The sequence below is a fragment of the Knoellia sp. p5-6-4 genome (genome assembly GCF_029222705.1).
Classification (GTDB): Bacteria; Actinomycetota; Actinomycetes; order Actinomycetales; family Dermatophilaceae; genus Pedococcus_A.
The window spans coordinates 2,079,452-2,095,524 of sequence record NZ_JARGZF010000001.1; the positions used below are offsets into that span (position 1 = coordinate 2,079,452).

19 protein-coding genes are annotated in these 16,073 nt (G+C 72.0%); 8 read left to right on the forward strand and 11 right to left on the reverse strand.

Translation table 11 applies throughout. The annotated features are described in order from the left end of the window. Positions 1 to 5: 5 nt before the first annotated feature. Positions 6 to 881 carry an LLM class flavin-dependent oxidoreductase gene (locus P2F65_RS10080; protein WP_275806420.1) on the forward strand — a complete coding sequence of 292 codons (876 nt, stop codon included), beginning with the start codon at positions 6 to 8 and terminating at the stop codon, positions 879 to 881. On the opposite strand, the gene P2F65_RS10085 is transcribed toward P2F65_RS10080, so the two are convergent. From P2F65_RS10085 to P2F65_RS10100, 4 genes are all read right to left on the reverse strand, one after another. Next, positions 878 to 1,630 carry an anti-sigma factor gene (locus tag P2F65_RS10085; protein ID WP_275806422.1) on the reverse strand — a complete coding sequence of 251 codons (753 nt, stop codon included), beginning with the start codon at positions 1,628 to 1,630 and terminating at the stop codon, positions 878 to 880. The two genes, P2F65_RS10080 and P2F65_RS10085, sit on opposite strands and share 4 nt — an antisense overlap. Further along, positions 1,627 to 2,226: an ECF RNA polymerase sigma factor SigK gene (sigK, locus tag P2F65_RS10090; protein WP_275806424.1), complete on the reverse strand. Its 600-nt coding sequence runs from the start codon at positions 2,224 to 2,226 to the stop codon at positions 1,627 to 1,629. Before sigK ends, P2F65_RS10085 begins: the two co-directional genes overlap by 4 nt. 27 nt (positions 2,227 to 2,253) lie before the next feature. Then, positions 2,254 to 2,892 (reverse strand): fasciclin domain-containing protein, encoded by a 639-nt coding sequence (locus tag P2F65_RS10095; protein ID WP_275806426.1) that lies wholly within the window; start codon positions 2,890 to 2,892, stop codon positions 2,254 to 2,256. Positions 2,893 to 3,006: 114 nt separating this feature from the next. Beyond that, complete coding sequence (locus P2F65_RS10100; protein WP_275806428.1) at positions 3,007 to 4,602, reverse strand: molybdopterin-dependent oxidoreductase; 1,596 nt, start codon at positions 4,600 to 4,602, stop codon at positions 3,007 to 3,009. 84 nt (positions 4,603 to 4,686) lie between these two features. Here P2F65_RS10100 and P2F65_RS10105 point away from each other — a divergent pair, with 84 nt between their 5' ends. Beyond that, positions 4,687 to 4,899, forward strand: coding sequence for a hypothetical protein (locus P2F65_RS10105; protein ID WP_275806430.1), 213 nt, complete (start codon positions 4,687 to 4,689; stop codon positions 4,897 to 4,899). 30 nt (positions 4,900 to 4,929) lie between these two features. Beyond that, positions 4,930 to 6,468, forward strand: coding sequence for an amidophosphoribosyltransferase (gene purF, locus P2F65_RS10110; RefSeq protein ID WP_275806432.1), 1,539 nt, complete (start codon positions 4,930 to 4,932; stop codon positions 6,466 to 6,468). On the opposite strand, the gene P2F65_RS10115 is transcribed toward purF, so the two are convergent. Continuing rightward, positions 6,455 to 7,378: a hypothetical protein gene (locus P2F65_RS10115; RefSeq protein ID WP_275806434.1), complete on the reverse strand. Its 924-nt coding sequence runs from the start codon at positions 7,376 to 7,378 to the stop codon at positions 6,455 to 6,457. The genes purF and P2F65_RS10115 overlap by 14 nt on opposite strands. Before the next feature lie 136 nt (positions 7,379 to 7,514). On the opposite strand from P2F65_RS10115, the gene purM reads away from it, so the two are divergent. The 3 genes from purM to P2F65_RS10130 all read left to right on the forward strand — a co-directional run bounded on the left by purM (position 7,515) and on the right by P2F65_RS10130 (position 9,516). Then, a complete protein-coding gene (purM, locus tag P2F65_RS10120) occupies positions 7,515 to 8,630 on the forward strand; it encodes a phosphoribosylformylglycinamidine cyclo-ligase (RefSeq protein ID WP_275806436.1) in 1,116 nt (371 codons plus the stop codon). A 14-nt stretch (positions 8,631 to 8,644) separates the two neighbouring features. Continuing rightward, on the forward strand, positions 8,645 to 9,046 hold the full coding sequence (locus P2F65_RS10125) for a hypothetical protein (protein WP_275806438.1): 402 nt from the start codon (positions 8,645 to 8,647) through the stop codon (positions 9,044 to 9,046). A gap of 104 nt (positions 9,047 to 9,150) precedes the next feature. After that, positions 9,151 to 9,516: a hypothetical protein gene (locus tag P2F65_RS10130; protein ID WP_275806440.1), complete on the forward strand. Its 366-nt coding sequence runs from the start codon at positions 9,151 to 9,153 to the stop codon at positions 9,514 to 9,516. A gap of 179 nt (positions 9,517 to 9,695) precedes the next feature. Here P2F65_RS10130 and P2F65_RS10135 read toward each other — a convergent pair whose 3' ends face one another. Beyond that, the gene (locus tag P2F65_RS10135; protein WP_275806442.1) at positions 9,696 to 9,893 is read right to left on the reverse strand and encodes a DUF3073 domain-containing protein; all 198 of its coding nucleotides are present in this window, start codon (positions 9,891 to 9,893) and stop codon (positions 9,696 to 9,698) included. Positions 9,894 to 10,094: 201 nt separating this feature from the next. Further along, the gene (locus P2F65_RS10140; protein ID WP_275806444.1) at positions 10,095 to 11,210 is read right to left on the reverse strand and encodes a Glu/Leu/Phe/Val dehydrogenase dimerization domain-containing protein; all 1,116 of its coding nucleotides are present in this window, start codon (positions 11,208 to 11,210) and stop codon (positions 10,095 to 10,097) included. Positions 11,211 to 11,403: 193 nt separating this feature from the next. Here P2F65_RS10140 and P2F65_RS10145 point away from each other — a divergent pair, with 193 nt between their 5' ends. Further along, complete coding sequence (locus tag P2F65_RS10145) at positions 11,404 to 11,592, forward strand: BldC family transcriptional regulator (RefSeq protein WP_091758593.1); 189 nt, start codon at positions 11,404 to 11,406, stop codon at positions 11,590 to 11,592. A 113-nt stretch (positions 11,593 to 11,705) separates the two neighbouring features. Here the strand turns inward: P2F65_RS10145 and P2F65_RS10150 are convergent, their stop codons facing one another. The 3 genes from P2F65_RS10150 to P2F65_RS10160 all read right to left on the reverse strand — a co-directional run bounded on the left by P2F65_RS10150 (position 11,706) and on the right by P2F65_RS10160 (position 14,607). Then, positions 11,706 to 12,380 (reverse strand): DUF6766 family protein, encoded by a 675-nt coding sequence (locus P2F65_RS10150; protein WP_275806449.1) that lies wholly within the window; start codon positions 12,378 to 12,380, stop codon positions 11,706 to 11,708. Positions 12,381 to 12,462: 82 nt separating this feature from the next. After that, entirely contained in the window at positions 12,463 to 12,876 is a 414-nt protein-coding gene (locus P2F65_RS10155; RefSeq protein WP_275806451.1) for a hypothetical protein, read from the reverse strand. Positions 12,877 to 12,924: 48 nt separating this feature from the next. After that, positions 12,925 to 14,607, reverse strand: coding sequence for an AarF/UbiB family protein (locus P2F65_RS10160; RefSeq protein WP_275806453.1), 1,683 nt, complete (start codon positions 14,605 to 14,607; stop codon positions 12,925 to 12,927). 483 nt (positions 14,608 to 15,090) lie between these two features. On the opposite strand from P2F65_RS10160, the gene P2F65_RS10165 reads away from it, so the two are divergent. Continuing rightward, positions 15,091 to 15,483 carry a hypothetical protein gene (locus tag P2F65_RS10165; protein WP_275806455.1) on the forward strand — a complete coding sequence of 131 codons (393 nt, stop codon included), beginning with the start codon at positions 15,091 to 15,093 and terminating at the stop codon, positions 15,481 to 15,483. Between the two features lie 4 nt (positions 15,484 to 15,487). Here the strand turns inward: P2F65_RS10165 and P2F65_RS10170 are convergent, their stop codons facing one another. After that, positions 15,488 to 16,057, reverse strand: a complete 570-nt coding sequence (locus P2F65_RS10170) for a 1-acyl-sn-glycerol-3-phosphate acyltransferase (protein WP_275806457.1) — start codon at positions 16,055 to 16,057, stop codon at positions 15,488 to 15,490. Between the last annotated feature and the right edge of the window lie 16 nt (positions 16,058 to 16,073).

A 16,073-nucleotide genomic window follows, 5' to 3' on the forward strand; every position in this document is an offset into this window, starting at 1 on the left:
TGACCATGAGGTTCGGCATCACCATCCTCCCCGAGCACCGCTGGGCCGACGCCGCCCCGCTGTGGCGAGGCGCCGAGGAGCTCGGCTTCGACCACGCCTGGACCTACGACCACCTCGTGTGGGCCGGGCTGCAGGACGCGCCGTGGTACGGGACCACGCCGACGCTCACCGCTGCGGCCATGGTCACCGAGCGGATCCGCCTCGGCACACTGGTGTCGTCACCCAACTACCGCCACCCGGTCACCTTCCTGCGCGACCTCCTGGCCCTCGACGACGTCTCCGGCGGCAGGCTGCTGTGCGGCCTCGGCACCGGCGGCGACCTCGACTCGCGCCTGCTGGGCGAGGAGCACTCGGTGCGCGAGCGTGTCGACCGGTTCCACGAGTTCACCGAGCTGCTCGACCGGCTGCTGCGCGAGGACCACGTCGACCACGACGGCGAGCACTACCGGGCGGTCGACGCCCGCACCCTGCCCGGACCGGTCCAGCAGCCGCGCATCCCGTTCGTCGTCGCCGCCAACGGCCCGCGCTCGCTGCGGCTCGCGGCCCGCCTCGGGCAGGGCTGGGTGACGACCGGCGGCAGGGCACAGACGCTGGAGGAGTGGTGGGCCGGTGTCGCACGCCTCGCCGAGCGCTTCGACGAGGCGCTGGCCGGGGCCGAACGCGACCGGGCGTCGTGCGACCGCTACCTGCTGCTCGACAGCTCGCCGGCGTTCTCGCTGGAGAGCGCCGACCTCTTCGAGGAGATGACCGGCCGCGCCGGCGACCTCGGCTTCACCGACGTCATCACCCACTGGCCACGACCGGAGGGTGTGTATGCCGGAGACCTGCGTGTGCTGGAGGAGGCGGCCTCGCGTGTGGTCCGGCCGCGGGCGGGCGCCTAGCTGAACTCGATCAGGGCGATCGGGTCGCTCGTCGGCGCCGGTGAACCGCCGGCGGGTTCCACGGTGATGCCGACGCCGGTGAACTTCGAGGCGTCGCCGTCGAGCTCCATGGTGACGCTCGGCTTGGCCTCGTGCGGCATGACCCCGGCACTGACCATGGCGCCCTCCGGGTTCTGGAACCAGATCTGGAAGTCCTTGCCCTCGGGGGCGGCAGGCATGTCCTCGGCGATGATGACGGCCTTGCCGAGCGAGACGCTGCGCACGATGGTCGCCCGGGCCCCGTCGATCACCTTCTCGTAGCGCTGGGCGTCCTTGGCCTGGATGACCTGCTCGGTGGCCGTCAGCGGGCGCTGGGGCGTCTCGCTCTCCCAGGGGCTCCAGACGATGCCGCCGATCACGAGCACCGCCGCGGCGGCAGCCGCGACCAGCCAGGTCATCGGGTTGGCCCGGCGGCGCCGGCTCTCGAGGGTGGTGACGCCGGCGGGTGCAGGCGCGGCCGTACCGGTGTCCCCGGTCACCGGGGGCAGGGGGCGCACGGTGGAGATCTGGCTCAGCACCGACTCGCGCAGTGACGCAGGTGGGGTTGCCGCGCTGGCGTGGGTCAGCTCGACTGCCGCGGCCCGCAGGCTCGCGACCTCGTCCTGGCACTCCGGGCACTGCCCGAGGTGGCGCTCGAACTCAGCGCGCTCGCCGTCGTCGAGCGCGTCGACGGCGTAGGCGCCGCTGAGCCCGTGGATGTCGGCGTTCATGACTGCATTCCCAAGGTGTCGCGAAGACGGATGAGTCCGTCCCTGATTCTGGTCTTTGCCGTGCCGAGGGGGATACCCAGCAGGGCGGCGACCTCGTTGTGGGTGTAGCCCCCGAAGTAGGCGAGCTGCACCGCGCCCCGCTGGGTCTCGGTCAGCGAGGCGAGCGCCTGACGGACCCGCTGGCTGTCGAGGCTGCGCTCGACCTCCTCGGCGGTGATGTCGTAGGCGCGGTCCTGGGTGGTCGCCTCGTAGGTCGCGTCGCGCCGGCTCGAGGCCTCGGCGGAGCGGACCCGGTCGACGGCCTTGCGGTGGGCGATGGTCAACATCCAGCTCATCGCACTGCCCTTGGCCCGGTCGAAGCGCGCGCTGGTGCGCCAGATCTCGAGGAAGGCCTCCTGGGCCACCTCCTCGGCCTGGGAGGGGTCGCGCACGACGCGCAGGACCAGTCCGTAGAGGCGGCGGGACGTGGCGTCGTAGAGCTCGGCGAACGCCTGCTCGTCACCACGGGCCGAGGCCCGGAGCAGCTCGGCGAGGTCCGGCTGCCCGGGGGCAGCGCTCCCCCCAGGGGCTGGGCCTCCCGGGGAGAACGCTGACATGAGGACCATGATGGCTGAACCTGCGGCTCACTGCGCAGGGAGAAGCACGCCGTCGATGACGTAGACGGTGGCGTTGGCGGTCTGGATGTTGCCGCAGACGACCTTGGCCTCGCCCACCGTGAAGTCCTCACCGGAGCCCTCCACCGTGATGGTGGTGCCGGCCAGGGTCTTGTGGTCGCCGGCAACCTGGTCGGGGCTCAGCCGTCCCTGGACGACGTGGTTGGTGAGCACCTTGGTGAGCAGGCCCTTCGGGTCGGCCATCGCGGCGTCGAGGGTCGCCTTGGGCACGGCCGCGAAGGCGTCGTTCGTCGGGGCGAAGACGGTGATGTCCTGCGTCGTGTTGAGCGTCTCCGCCAAGCCGGCCTCGCCGACGGCCGAGACCAGGGTGGACAACAGGGGGTTGTTGCTCGCAGCAGTCGCCACCGGGTCGGTGGCCATGCCGGCGAACGAGCCCTTGCCGTCGGCCGGCACGGCGGAGCAGCCGGCGCCGAAGGGCTCGCCAGCCGTGGCGCCCATGGCCTCGGTCGTGCTGCTGCTCGACGACGAGCTCGAGCTGCTGTCCATCGCGCTGGTCCCGCTCGACTCCGCATCCCCGCCACAGGCCGCCAGGCCGAGCGGGATGGAGAGGGCGAGGGCGGCGATGGCGCTGCGCCTGGTGCGGTTCATGGGTGGACTCCTTGCAGCTGGGTGGTCTGACACCAGTTGTTCGGAGCGGGCGACCCGCTGGATTGCCTTGTCCTGCAACAGATTCCGCGCCCTTGGGCCGTTGCCTGTCGATGGTCATGAGACGAACACCACGACGGAGTGCCATCCTGTGGCGCCTTTGGGGAAGGGCTCTGCCCTGGTTTCGGTCTGCACCTGGCCGTCGTTGTCGGTGGCCCGCACCGTCAGCGTCCGGCGACCACCACCGGGCTCCGGCGTCCAGGGCAGGTACCACTGCCGCCAGTAGTCGATGCCTGCCTCTGGCCCCAGCGTCGCGGGCCTCCATTCCCCGTCGTCGACCCGCACCTCGACGGACCGTATGCCGCGTCCCTGCGCCCAGGCGACGCCGCCGATCGGCACGCTCTCCCCGGCGCGAACGGTCGACAGGCCCTTGGGCGTGTCGATGCGCGACTGGGTGAGCACCGGGGCGTCGGTGGCCCAGCCACGCTCGGTCCAGTAGGCCTTGTCCCCCGCATAGGTCGTGGCCGTGAGCCGAGCCAGCCACTTCGTGGACCCGACGAACCCGTACAGGCCAGGGGTGACGAGCCGGGCAGGGAAACCGTGCCGAGGGGGCAGCGGGTCGCCGTTCATGGCAACCGCCACCAGGGCGTCGCGGTCGTCCACGAGCGCCTGCAGCGGGGTCGAGATGGTGAAACCGCTCGTGGAGGTGCTGAGGACCTGGTCGGCGCCGCTGCCCACCTGTGCCCGGTCGAGCAGGTCGCGCACCCTGACGCCGAGCCAGCGGGCCGAGCTGACGTAGCCGCCCCCCACCTCGTTGCTGACGCACGTCAGGGTGATGTCGCGCTCGATCATGGGCAGGTCGAGCAGCTCGGCGTAGGTGAGCCGGAAGGGGTTGGCCACGTCGCCGTCGATCTCAAGCGCCCAGTCGGCGGGGTCGACGCGCGGAACGATGAGCGAGGTGTCCACGCGGTAGAACGAGCGCACCGGGGTGCGGAAGGGGCTGATCCCGCGGACCCGCTGCTCCAGCCCCGCCGGCAGTGCGGGCAGCGGCGGGCCGGGCCGGGGCAGGTCGGCCGCGGTCGGCAGCGTGGGGTTGGTGCCGACCTTCTGCCCGAGGGCCGCGCCGGCAGCCGCCGCCGCGGCAACGCCCGCCGCGCCGAGGAGGAACGAGCGGCGGGCGGCGGTGGGCGGCGCGCCTGCCTCGTGTGCCGTCCCGTCCAGGGGGCTGTGCACGGCTGGGGTGGCCGCCGCGGCAGTCCGGCCGCCGGGCGGCAGCCGGTCCGCGCGACCCGCGAGCCAGTGGAGGGCCACGACGCCGACCAGGGCGGTCGCGAGGGCGGGGAACACGTCGACGGGGGTGCTGGTGGGTCGGGTGAGGGCGGCCAGGGCCGGCAGCACGGTCACCGCGCCGAGCAGCACGAGGGCGAGGGTGCGCCGACTGCGGGCCAGCACGCCGATGCCCGCTGCTGACAGCAGGGCGACGACAGCCACCGAGCCGAGCAGCACCGGCTTGTCGGCGGTGCCGAGGGTGGCCACCGCCCACTCCTTGACCGGGGTGGGGGTGGCGTCGATCACCGCCGCACCCACGGCCACCACGGGGGAGGCGTCGGGGTTGACCAGGGCAGCGACGAGGTGGCCGGCCGCGGCGCCGGCGGCCGCGGCGAGGGCGCCGGACACGGCATACGGCCAGCGCGGCGCGCTGCTGCTGCTCATGTCAGTCATTCGTAGCCCGGTTCGTCCCGGATGGGCACCCCCCACAGCACGGTTCGTCGCGGCGGCGCGGGTACGGTGGGCCGCGTGAACGCACCTCGCCCCTCGCCCAACTTCACGCGGTTCATCGCGGCGGGGGCGGTCGTGGGCTTCGTCGTCGGCGGCGGCCTGGCGGTGCTCGGCGACCCGGCCCCCGGTTACGGCGAGGGGGCGGCAGTCGCCTACATCGGTCTCTTCGCGGCAGCGATCGGGGCGATGCTGGCGGCTGTGCTGGCTGTGCTCCTCGACCGACGGGGCTGACCGCCGCCAGCCTGTGGGAGACTGGCCGGCGTGGCACGCGGAGACGGACGGCTCACCCACGACCTCCTTCCGGGCGAGAGGGGCCCGCAGGACGCCTGCGGCGTCTTCGGCGTCTGGGCGCCCGGCGAGGATGTCTCGAAGCTCGCCTACTACGGCCTCTACGCCCTGCAGCACCGTGGGCAGGAGTCGGCCGGCATCGCGACGTCCGACGGGCGCAGCATCCTCGTCTACAAGGACATGGGCCTGGTCTCGCAGGTCTTCGACGAGCGCTCGCTGAACTCGTTGAGGGGGCACCTGGCCGTCGGCCACTGCCGCTACTCGACCACCGGCGGCTCCACCTGGGAGAACGCCCAGCCCACCCTCGGGGGCCACGAGCAGAGCACGGTCGCGCTCGCCCACAACGGCAACCTCATCAACTCCGCCGAGCTGCGCGAGCTGGTGGCCCTTCGCGCCGAGTCCGGCTACGAGGTCGCCAAGGGGGAGCTGCGGCGCGGCAACACCACCGACACGGCCCTCGTGACCGCCCTGCTCGCCGACGACCCCGACCGGTCCGTCGAGGCCGCGGCGCTCGACGTGCTCCCGCGGCTGCGCGGCGCCTTCTCCTTCGTGTTCATGGACGAGCAGACGCTGTATGCCGCGCGCGACCCCCAGGGGATCCGCCCCCTCGTCCTCGGTCGGCTCGAGCGCGGCTGGGTGGTGGCGTCCGAGACTGCCGCCCTCGACATCGTCGGTGCCTCGGTGATCCGTGAGGTCGAGCCTGGCGAGCTGATCGCCATCGACGAGGCCGGCCTGCGCTCGCAGCGCTTCGCCGAGACCCAGCGCAAGGGCTGTGTCTTCGAGTACGTCTACCTAGCCCGTCCCGACACCACCATCAACGGCCGCGGCGTGCACGAGGCCAGGGTCGAGATGGGGCGCACGCTGGCCCGCGAGCACCCCGTCGAGGCCGACATGGTCATGCCGACGCCGGAGTCGGGGACGCCTGCCGCCATCGGCTACGCGCAGGAGTCGGGCATCCCCTACGGGCAGGGCCTGGTGAAGAACTCCTACGTGGGCCGCACCTTCATCGCCCCGTCGCAGACCATCCGCCAGCTCGGCATCCGGCTCAAGCTCAACCCGCTCCGCGAGGTCATCCGCGGCAAGCGCCTGGTCGTGGTCGACGACTCGATCGTGCGCGGCAACACCCAGCGGGCCCTCGTGCGGATGCTGCGCGAGGCCGGGGCCGCCGAGGTGCACGTGCGCATCTCGTCGCCACCGGTGCGCTGGCCCTGCTTCTACGGCATCGACTTCGCCACCCGGGCCGAGCTCATCGCCACCGGCATCGGCGTCGAGGAGGTGCGCAACAGCATCGGCGCCGACAGCCTCGGCTACATCAGCGAGGAGGGCATGGTCGCCGCGACCGAGCAGCCCCGCACGGCGCTGTGCACCGCCTGCTTCACGGGCGACTACCCGATCCCGCTCCCGGATGACAGCCAGCTGGGCAAGAACCTGTTCGAGCCGCTGCCGCTCGACGTCGAGGGCGTGCCGACCGGGGTGCAGGGCGGCGCCGACGACGCGCTCACGCGCCCCTAGACGCGACCAGGAGGACCGGCGGCGGGGCCGGGGTCGTGAGGCCGGGCGAGGGCTCCGGCGCCTCGGCGCGCTCGACGACGTTCCACAGCTCGACGGTCTGCAGCACCCAGTAGACGGCGAACTCGGCCAGGAGGAGGGCCTCGAGCCAGAACAGCCACTGCAGGAAGCCGGGCACCGCCCAGTGCACGACCAGCACGCCCACGAACGTGGCCACCATGGCCAGGCCCACGACCGTGTAGCGGTTCGCTGCCCGTCGGGCGAGCGGCCTGCCGCCGTCGGAGTGGGCGGCCAGGCCGAGGGCGTTCATCCCCACGACGACCACGATGCCTGCGAAGAGGGCGATCGCGGCGACGTCGTGGCCGTGGTCGCGCACGGCGTCGTGCCAGTTGACGAAGACGAACGGGAACACCACGACCGCCACGCCCGAGAAGACCAGTGGCCACAGCGACAGGCTGCCGCCCCGCTCGTCGGGGGCGGTCAGGTTGCGCAGGAACCAGGCAACGGCCGTGAGGGCCACGCCCGCCGCGTACAGCGCCCAGACGTTGTTGGTGACGGCCGCATCGAGCTCGGCCGGGGACGGGGCGTTGCTCGCCGGGCAGGCGTCGTCCACCTGGGTCGGCACGAAGGCCACGACGAACGCCAGCAACCCGGAGGCGTTGAGGGCGATGTCCTCGGCGTCGGTGTTGCCGCGGTAGATGACCAGGCAGGCCCCGATGGCGCACAGGCTCGCGACGAAGACCGCCCTGGCCGGCGTGTAGTAGTAGGCGCTGACCGATCGCTGCCAGCAGTCGGGGGCGGGCCCGAAGACCTGGAGCGCCACCGCTGCGGTCAGCAGCAGGACGAGCAGCACCATGGCCACCCGGAGGTACCGGTAGGTGTTGAGGACGCTGCCTTCGTGCCGTGTCGCCATGCCATCCCCCTCAAACGCAGGCCAACGCGTGATACCGCAGGTATAGCGCCTTCGCCGGTCGAGGTAAACGCGCCGGGCATCCCCGGCGGTTCCACCTCGACCGGGGGAGGGTGCGGGCGCCCACTAGGCTGATGGGGTGAGCGAGCCGATCACGTATGCCGCCGCCGGAGTCGACGTCGAGGCCGGTGACCGGGCCGTCGAGCTGATGAAGGCCTCGGTGCGCCGCGCCACCAGGCCCGAGGTGCTCGGGGGCCTCGGCGGCTTCGCGGGGATGTTCGACGCCTCCGCCCTCACCGGCATGACGCGGCCGGTGCTGGCCACCTCCACCGACGGGGTGGGCACCAAGGTGGCGATCGCGCAGGCCCTCGACAGGCACGACACCATCGGCTTCGACCTCGTCGGCATGGTGGTCGACGACATCGTGGTGTGCGGGGCCGAGCCGCTCTTCATGACCGACTACATCGCCACCGGCAAGGTCGTGCCCGAGCGCATCGCCGCGATCGTCTCGGGCATCGCGGCCGCCTGTGAGCAGGCCGGCGTCGCGTTGGTGGGCGGCGAGACGGCCGAGCACCCGGGGTTGCTGGCCCCCGACGAGTACGACGTGGCCGGTGCCGCCACCGGGGTTGTCGAGTACGACGACGTGCTGGGCCCCCAGCGGGTCGTGCCCGGTGACGTGGTGCTGGCCCTGGGGTCTTCGGGGCTGCACTCCAACGGCTACTCGCTGGTGCGCCGCGTGGTCGAGGCCGCCGGATGGGCGCTCGACCGGGAGGTGCCCGAGTTCGGCCGCACCCTCGGTGAGGAGCTGCTGACCCCCACGCGGGTCTACTCCGCCGACCTGCTCCACCTCATCCGCACCGACGGCGTCGACCTGCACGCCCTCTCGCACGTCACCGGCGGCGGCCTGGCGGCCAACCTCGCCCGGGTGCTGCCCCGGGGTGTCTTCGCCCGGCTCGACCGCGCCACCTGGACGCCGCCACCTGTGTTCACCACGGTCGGTGAGCTCGGCAGGGTCCCCCGGGCCGACCTCGAACGCACCCTCAACATGGGCATCGGTTTCGTCGCCCTGCTGCCGCAGGCGCAGGCCGACCTGGCGATCCGCACCCTGGAGGGCCGCGGCATACCGGCGTGGGTGCTGGGCGAGGTCACCGCCCTCGAGGGGGCGCGGATCGCCGAAGGCGTCGAGGTCGTGCACGGTGCGAAGGGCGTCGAGGGCGGCGCGGCGCAGGTCGTCGGCGAGCACCCGCTCGCCTGAGGAAGGAAAGTCCTGTGGGGGAGGTGCTCCTGCCCAAGGTCCACATCGACTACCTCGTCACGGTGGCCCTTGCCTGGCCACGCCCGTGGGGGCCGTTCGACTTCGCGGGCCCCGAAGGCGTGAACCTCGTCGTCACGCCGGATACAGCGACCGCCGTGGGTGACCTCCTGTGGCGTGCCAACTACGAGTGGGCGGCGGACGGCGAGGACTACCCGGGGTACCGCTTCGAGGCTTCCGCCCTGCCCATCGAGCCCGTACGCGCGCTGCGGGCGCTGTCGGGGTACGAGGGCAACGTCTACGTCCATGCCGCCGAGGCGCGTCTGGGGGCACTCGGTTTCGTCGACTACCTCCGCAGCGTCGCCATCTCGCGTCTGCCGGGCTGGGACGACCTGCCGTGGATCATCGGCGACGACTGAGAAGGGCCTCAGGGCCAACCCTGCGAGCCAGGGTGGGGGCGGGCGCCCTGAGCTGAGTAGTCGGGCCCATGTGGCGGGCCCGACCTGCCGCCCACACTGGCGATGTGGAGACGACTGCTGCCGCCGAGCGGCGCCGACGCGCTGACGCGATGCTGTGGGCCGCTGGTGTCGCCTGGCTGGGGGCGCTGGCTGCCGTGCCCGCGGCCCTCGTGCTCGACATGGCGTTCGAGCTCATCCTGGCCTTCGGGTCGGTCTTCGTCCCCGATGCACGGGGCGCTGACCTGTCCGGGTGGGTGCTGACGGTGGCGCTCACGGCCATGGCCACCTGCCTGCTGACCGCACTCGGCTCCGCGTGGGTCCTGGTGAGCACGCCCGGCTCACACGCTCCACCGTGGCTGGTGGGCGGCCTGTCGGGCGTGCTCGGCTGGGCCGTCGGGATCGGCGTGGGCTGGCTCGTGCTCAGCGCCTGACGCATCGCACGACAACCGTGCCGCGAGCACACCGCCCGAGGGCGTCACACAGTGCTCGGCGCCCCGCGGTGGCCCTCCTCAACGAGCGCTGCGGCGCACTCGAGGTGCACCGCAGCGCTCGAAGAGCTGACACGGGCACGGGGCCCGCGCATGAGGTGACGATCAGTGGCGAGGCCAGGTCAACCCTGGCTGGACGCCCACTTCCCGTAGTCGTCGTAGTCGTCGGTCTCGTCGTACTCGTCGGAGGCCTGCTCCGGCTGCTTGTACGAACCGCCGTGTAGTTCTCGCTCAAGCGCGCTGAGATCGGTGTTCGGGGAGAAGTACTTCAGCTCCCGAGCGACCTTCGTCTGCTTGGCTTTGGCCCGGCCGCGCCCCATGGCGTGACCCCCTCATGCGTCTGCCGGGACGGCATCGCTCAGTCGGAGGGCCGTGGGCCCTTCGACTCCACGGAGCGGTCCCGGGAATCGTGTATTTGTCGTGGGGACAACGCTACATCAGCGACGCAAGTTTCGCGTCGCTGGTCCTGCCTGGCGGGCCGGCGTTTCTCGCCCTGTGGCCCACCAGGCAGGACGCACGTCTCAGCGGGCGGGCAGCCAGATGCCGCCGCGGCCTGCAGCGGCCATCCGCTCCTCGGCGACGTGGTCGGCGGCCGCGGCAGGGGTGATGCTGCGCTCGTCGGCGGTCCGCAGCACCTCGAGGGTGTGGTCGAAGATGGCGGTGGCGCCCTTCTTGGCCCGCTCGAAGTCGAAGCCGTGGAGCTCGTCGCTGACCTGGATGACCCCGCCGGCGTTGACGAGGAAGTCGGGGGCGTAGGTGATGCCGCGGGCGCGGAGCCGGTCTGCCGTGCCCCCCTCGCCCTCCTCGACGAGCTGGTTGTTGGCGCCGCCGCAGACCACGGTGGCGGTGAGCGCCTCCACCGTGGCGTCGTCGAGCGCGCCACCGAGGGCGCACGGGGCGTAGACGTCGATGTCGGCGCGGATGAGCGCGGCGGTGTCGGCCACGACCTCGACCTGGGGGTACTTCGCCTTGAGGTCGGCCAGGGCCCGCTCGTTGACGTCGGTCACGACGACGTGGGCGCCGTCCTCGATGAGGTGCCCGGTGAGCAGCCGGCCGACCTTGCCGACGCCGGCGATGCCGACAGTGCGACCCTTCAGGGTCGGCTCGCCCCACAGGTGCTGCGCGCAGGCGCGCTGCCCCTGGAAGACGCCGTATGCCGTGAGCACGGAGCTGTCGCCGGCGCCCCCGTTGGCCTCGGAGCGGCCCGTGGCCCACCGGGTGGTCTCGCTGACGACGTCCATGTCGGCCACGTAGGTGCCCACGTCGCAGGCGGTGACGTAGCGGCCGTTCAGGCTCTCGACGAAGCGGCCGTAGGCGCGCAGGAGCTCGGGGGTCTTGTCGGTGTGGGGGTCGCCGATGATGACGGCCTTGCCGCCGCCGAGCTCGAGCCCGGCCACCGCGTTCTTGTAGGCCATGCCCTTCGACAGTCGCAGCACGTCGTCGAGGGCGGCCTGCTCCGACGCGTACGGGTAGAACCGTGTCCCCCCGAGAGCCGGCCCGAGCGCGGTGCTGTAGATGCCGATGATGGCTCGCAGGCCGGTGGTCTTGTCGTGGCAGAAGACGACCTGCTCGTGCTGGGACAGCGCGGACCTGGCGGGGGAGGGCGAGGTGGGGGACGGCGACGAGGACACGGTCACGGTGGTGACTCCTAGGGCTCGGTGCTTGCGCAGTGGACGGGGCGCGGATCGCGCGCTGGTCACAGCGTATTCCCGACTCCGGGGCCTTCGTCGGACTAGTCCCTTTGGGCTATTAACGACCACCCGTATGGATTGTTCCGTATGTGCGGCGGTTGTCCGATTATTGAGGCCTGCTCAACCTTTAGGAGAAATCATGGTCGCTCGCCCCACTGAGGCCGAGAAGCTGCTCACCCCTGCCGAGGTGGCCTCGCTTTTCCGCGTCGACCCGAAGACGGTGACCCGCTGGGCCAAGGCCGGCAAGCTCAACTCGATCCGCACCCTGGGTGGACACCGCCGTTACCGCGAGGCCGAGGTCCGCGCCCTTCTGTCCGACGTCCTCTGACGTCCGACCGCCCGGGCTCGGCTGGCTGCTGAACGCAGGGGACCAGCGCCAGCCCCCCGGGCCGGGCGTGCCGCCAGAAGGCCTGCCGGCACGCCCTGAGGCACGAGGGCGTCTCAGCCCTCGCTGCCGGTCGACTCGTGCGGCTCGCCGACGGGCTTGGACTCCGGCGACCCGCGCTCGCGCAGGTAGATGCTCAGCACCACCATGCTGCCGACCGCGAGGAACTCGGACTGCCAGTTCTGCAGGGTCCGGTTCCAGAAGTCGGGTGCCAGCAGGTAGTCCCACCAGCCGAGCGGGTCGCTGCGCTGCTGGATCTGCTCGGCGTTGTGCGCCGCGTGGCCGGCGACGAGCTGCGCCACCCAGGAGAGCAGGAAGACCAGGCCCATCGTCAGGCCGAGGGAGTGCGAGAAGAGGGCGAGCCGCCAGCCCCGCACCTTCGCCCAGGCCGGTGAGTCCGCCTGGGCGTACTCGCCCACCTTCTGGTCCTTGTCGGACTCGCGGCCTCCCCTGTCCAGGGGCTTGGACTCCGTCGAGCCCTTCTGGAAGAGGAAGATCGTCAGCAGGATGAACAGCAGGAACTGCAGGTACTCGGACTGCCAGTTCTCGGCGACGTCGACGGTGAAGTGCGACGAGGTGACGTACTCGAGCAGGCTGACCGTCGGCAGGCCCGCATCGGAGGCCTGCTGGTTGTAGGACGCCTGGCCCGTGAAGGCCTGCCCCACCAGCGCGACCAGCAGGAGCGCGCCGAAGACGAGGCTGAGACCGTTGTCGCGCAGTCGCTGCCTCACCGTCCCGCCACTCCCATGGCGATGCAGTACGCCAGTCCGGCAGCGATGAAGAGCAGGTATGCCGTGAACATCGTTCGCATCGTCAGCTCCCCTTCACGTCGCAGTCGTAGGGACGGTCGCCGTTGGGGGTGCAGCCGGCGGCGGTGACGCGCCAGCCGTCGTCGAACCGGGCCAGGAAGACCGTGTCGCGCTCGAGGTAGGCCACCGCGTCCTTGCCGTAGACCTTCACCTCGCGCACCGACCCGGCGTCCTCCGGCAGTTCCTGCTGGGGAAGGGACTGCGGGCAGGGCCCGTGGTCGCCCTCGAGTTCCACGCGGGTCTGGGGGGCCAGGAGGTCGCAGGCGGCGGCCGGGTCGCTCATGACGGCCCGGGCGAAGCGCTGGGCGGTCTGCGCCGCCGGCTCGTCCTCGACGGACCCCTGGCCGGCGCACCCCGCCACGGCGAGGAGGGCGCACGCGGCCGGCCACGCGGCATACCGGCTCTTGGTCGTGCTCACGGCGGTGACCCTAGCGCCGGCCGGCCCGGCGGTCGCGTCGCCACCGCCTCACAGCCGCGGGTCGCGGGCCCGTCCCTCCTGGCGGGCGATCTTGCGGTCGGTCACGACGATCGAGACGACCAGCGCGGCGCCGCCGACGGCCGCCAGCAGGAAGAACACCATGGCGATCGAGGGGTAGCCCAGGATCGTCGAGTCGGTGGGGACCTGCATCATCAGCGCGGCGCCGACCACCAGGGCAGCGAGCACGATGCCGGTGGTGAGCCGGTTGGCCAGGCGCTGCATGACGTGGAGCAGGCGGGCCTCGTCGACGGCGTCGACCCGCACCGAGAAGGTGCCCTCGGCGAGGTTCTGCATGACCTTGTTGGCACGGCGCGGGAAGTTCGCGGTGAACTCCTTGGCGTCGATGGCCGCGGCCACGATCCCGCTGGGGGAGACCCGCAGCCCGGAGCCCATGATGTCGGCGACGCTGTTGCGGATGGCCTCGGCGGGGGCGAAGCCGGGGTCGAGGTGCTGCGTGACCTGGTCGAGGTTGAGCAGCGCCTTGCCGACCATCGCCATCTCGGCCGGAGGACGCAGGCCGTGGGTGCCCGACAGGCGGCTCAGCTCCACCAGGACCGCGCCGGCCTGCACCTCGCCACCCAGGGACACCGCCCGCGTGACGAGGGCTGAGACGTCCTCCCGGAACCGGCCGGCGTCGTAGCCGTCGAGGGGCGAGCCCATGGCCGCCAGGACGGTCGCGGCCTCCTCGCCGTCGGCGTCGCTGATGGCCAGCAGCAGCTTGACGAGGCTGTCCTGGACGCGGGGCGGGACGGTGGCCACCATGCCGAGGTCGATGAGCGCCAGCCGGCCGTCGGGGGTGAGCAGCACGTTGCCCGGGTGCGGGTCGGCGTGGAGGAACCCGTCGACGAGGATCATGTGCAGGTAGGCGTGGAACAGGTCGCGCACGAGCGGCTCGCCGTCGACGTCGAGCAGGCCGAGCGGGCCCACGTCGGTGACCTTGCGGCCGGGTACGAACTCCATCGTGAGCACCCGGCTGCTGCTGTAGTCGGCGACCGGCTCCGGCACGAGGAGGTGCTGGTGGTCACGGGTCAGCGCGCGCAGGCGCCTCAGGTTCGCGGCCTCGCGCTGGTAGTCGAGCTCCCCGGCGATCGAGCGCCGGAACTGCGCGAGCAGGTGGCCGAAGCCGTAGCGGCGCCCCACGTCCGTGTGGCCGTCGGCGAACTCGGCCAGCTTCGCGAGGGCCTGCATGTCGTCGCGCACGGTCTCGCGGATGCCGGGGCGCTGGACCTTGACCACCACCTCGCGTCCGCTGCGCAGCGTGGCGCGGTGCACCTGGCCCAGCGACGCGGCGGCCAGGGGCTTCTCGTCGAACTCGGCGAAGGCGTTGCCGATCGAGACGCCGAGCTCCTCCTCGACGATGGCCCTGACGTCCTCGAAGGGGAAGGGCTCGACGCGGTCCTGGAGGCGGGTGAGGGCCTCGGTGTAGGCGGGCGGGAGCAGGTCCACCCTGGTCGAGAGCAGCTGGCCGAGCTTGATGTAGGTGGGCCCCATGCGCTCGAGGTCGTCGGCGAGCTCCTCGGCGAGGTCCGAGCTTGCGGCCGGACGCTCCTCCTCGACGAGGAACTCGTCGAAGCCTGCGCCGGAGACCACGTCGGAGCGGCCGTGACGCACGAGGAGGCGGGCCAGGGCGGCATACCGCCCGGCGAGGGCCGGGTTGAGCGGCAGAGTCATGGACGCATCATGGCGTGTCGCGGCCGCGGGCCGGGGACTCGGTCATGTCTGGTCGACGGAATCGTCAAGAAACCTCCAAAAGACTGGCCCTCGGGCGATGGCGCGAGGATCGTCGGTGGTGCAGCCGCTGGGGCGGCGAGGCGGGGGTGGGCCTGGACGAGCAGGCGCTCTCTCGCGTCGCTCGTCCAGGCCCTGCGATTCACAGCTGTCGCGGGGCGGCGCCCACCCCCACCCAACGCCGCCCCGCGACGCCCTCCCCATGGGCGGGTCGCGACTCCGTTCGGCGGGGGGGCCGCTCACCCGTACGGCTGAGCAGCAGCAAAGGGACCGTCACTTCGCAGTCAAGAGAAGGTAAAGAACCGCTCAAGGGTCCGTTTGCCTCCGTTGAATGCCTACGTGCGACAGTCCCCCGGAGCCCGGATGGGGCACAGGGCTGGAGCACCTCCCGCCGCAGGGCGGCGAATGACGAGACAGGGGAGTTCGATGAACCGACTCGGGGCCTACGTCCGGGCTGAGATGGCGTGGCGGAACTGGACGTTGACCGACCTCACCAGGGGCACCGGCCTCGACGAGAGCGACCTCATGCCGGTGCTCAGCAAGGACTGGCTCGCCGACTGGCCGAGCTCCCAGGTCATCGACGCCCTCGCCCGCGCGTTGCACGTGCCCGCGCGTGAGCTCGTGCTGCGTGCCGCCGAGGCGTGCGGCCTGTCCGTCGAGGAGGAGGCCGCCGGCGCTGGTCTGGCGGACGCCACCAACGAGGAGCTGATGCGCGAGCTGCGGCGGCGGCTCGCCCTCGGCGCCAGCGCGGGCAACTACCTCTCCACCGCGTCGAGCCCCTGGCTCTCGCTCGTGGCCCCGCGCACCGAGGTCGGCTGACCGCTCAGCGCTCGGCCCGAAGTTCCTCCCGGAGCTGCGGTTCCGTGCGCAGCTCGGGGTGGATGCCGTGCTTGTCGCGGTAGAACTCGCGGATCCTGTCCATGTCGGCCACGACGTCGGACGTCGCGGTGATGGTCGGGCCGAACCCGAGCGTGCGCGTCGGTCCGTCAATGAAGCCGAGGGCGATCGGCAGCCTGGCGGCCCGGGCCAGCCGCCAGAACCCTGACTTCCAGTACTCGCCCTTCTGGCGGGTTCCCTCGGCGGCGATCACGAGCAGGAACGGCTCCCCGCTGCGGGCCTCGCGCACCAGCTCGCGCACGACGCTGCTGGGGTTGGCCCGGTCGAGGGGCACGCCGCCGAGCCGGTGCAGCAACCACCCCAACGGCCCTCGGAACAGCTCCTTCTTGATGAGCACCCGGGGCGTCACCCCGCCGCGCCACATGACGAGCAGCATCATGACGAAGTCCCAGTTGGAGGTGTGCGGGGCGCCCACCAGGACGCCGGTCCGTGGCACCTCGCCGACGGGCGTCCAGCGGGCAGCGCGCAGCACCAGCGAGGCGAGGCGACTTCTCATCCAGAGACTCCTGGGG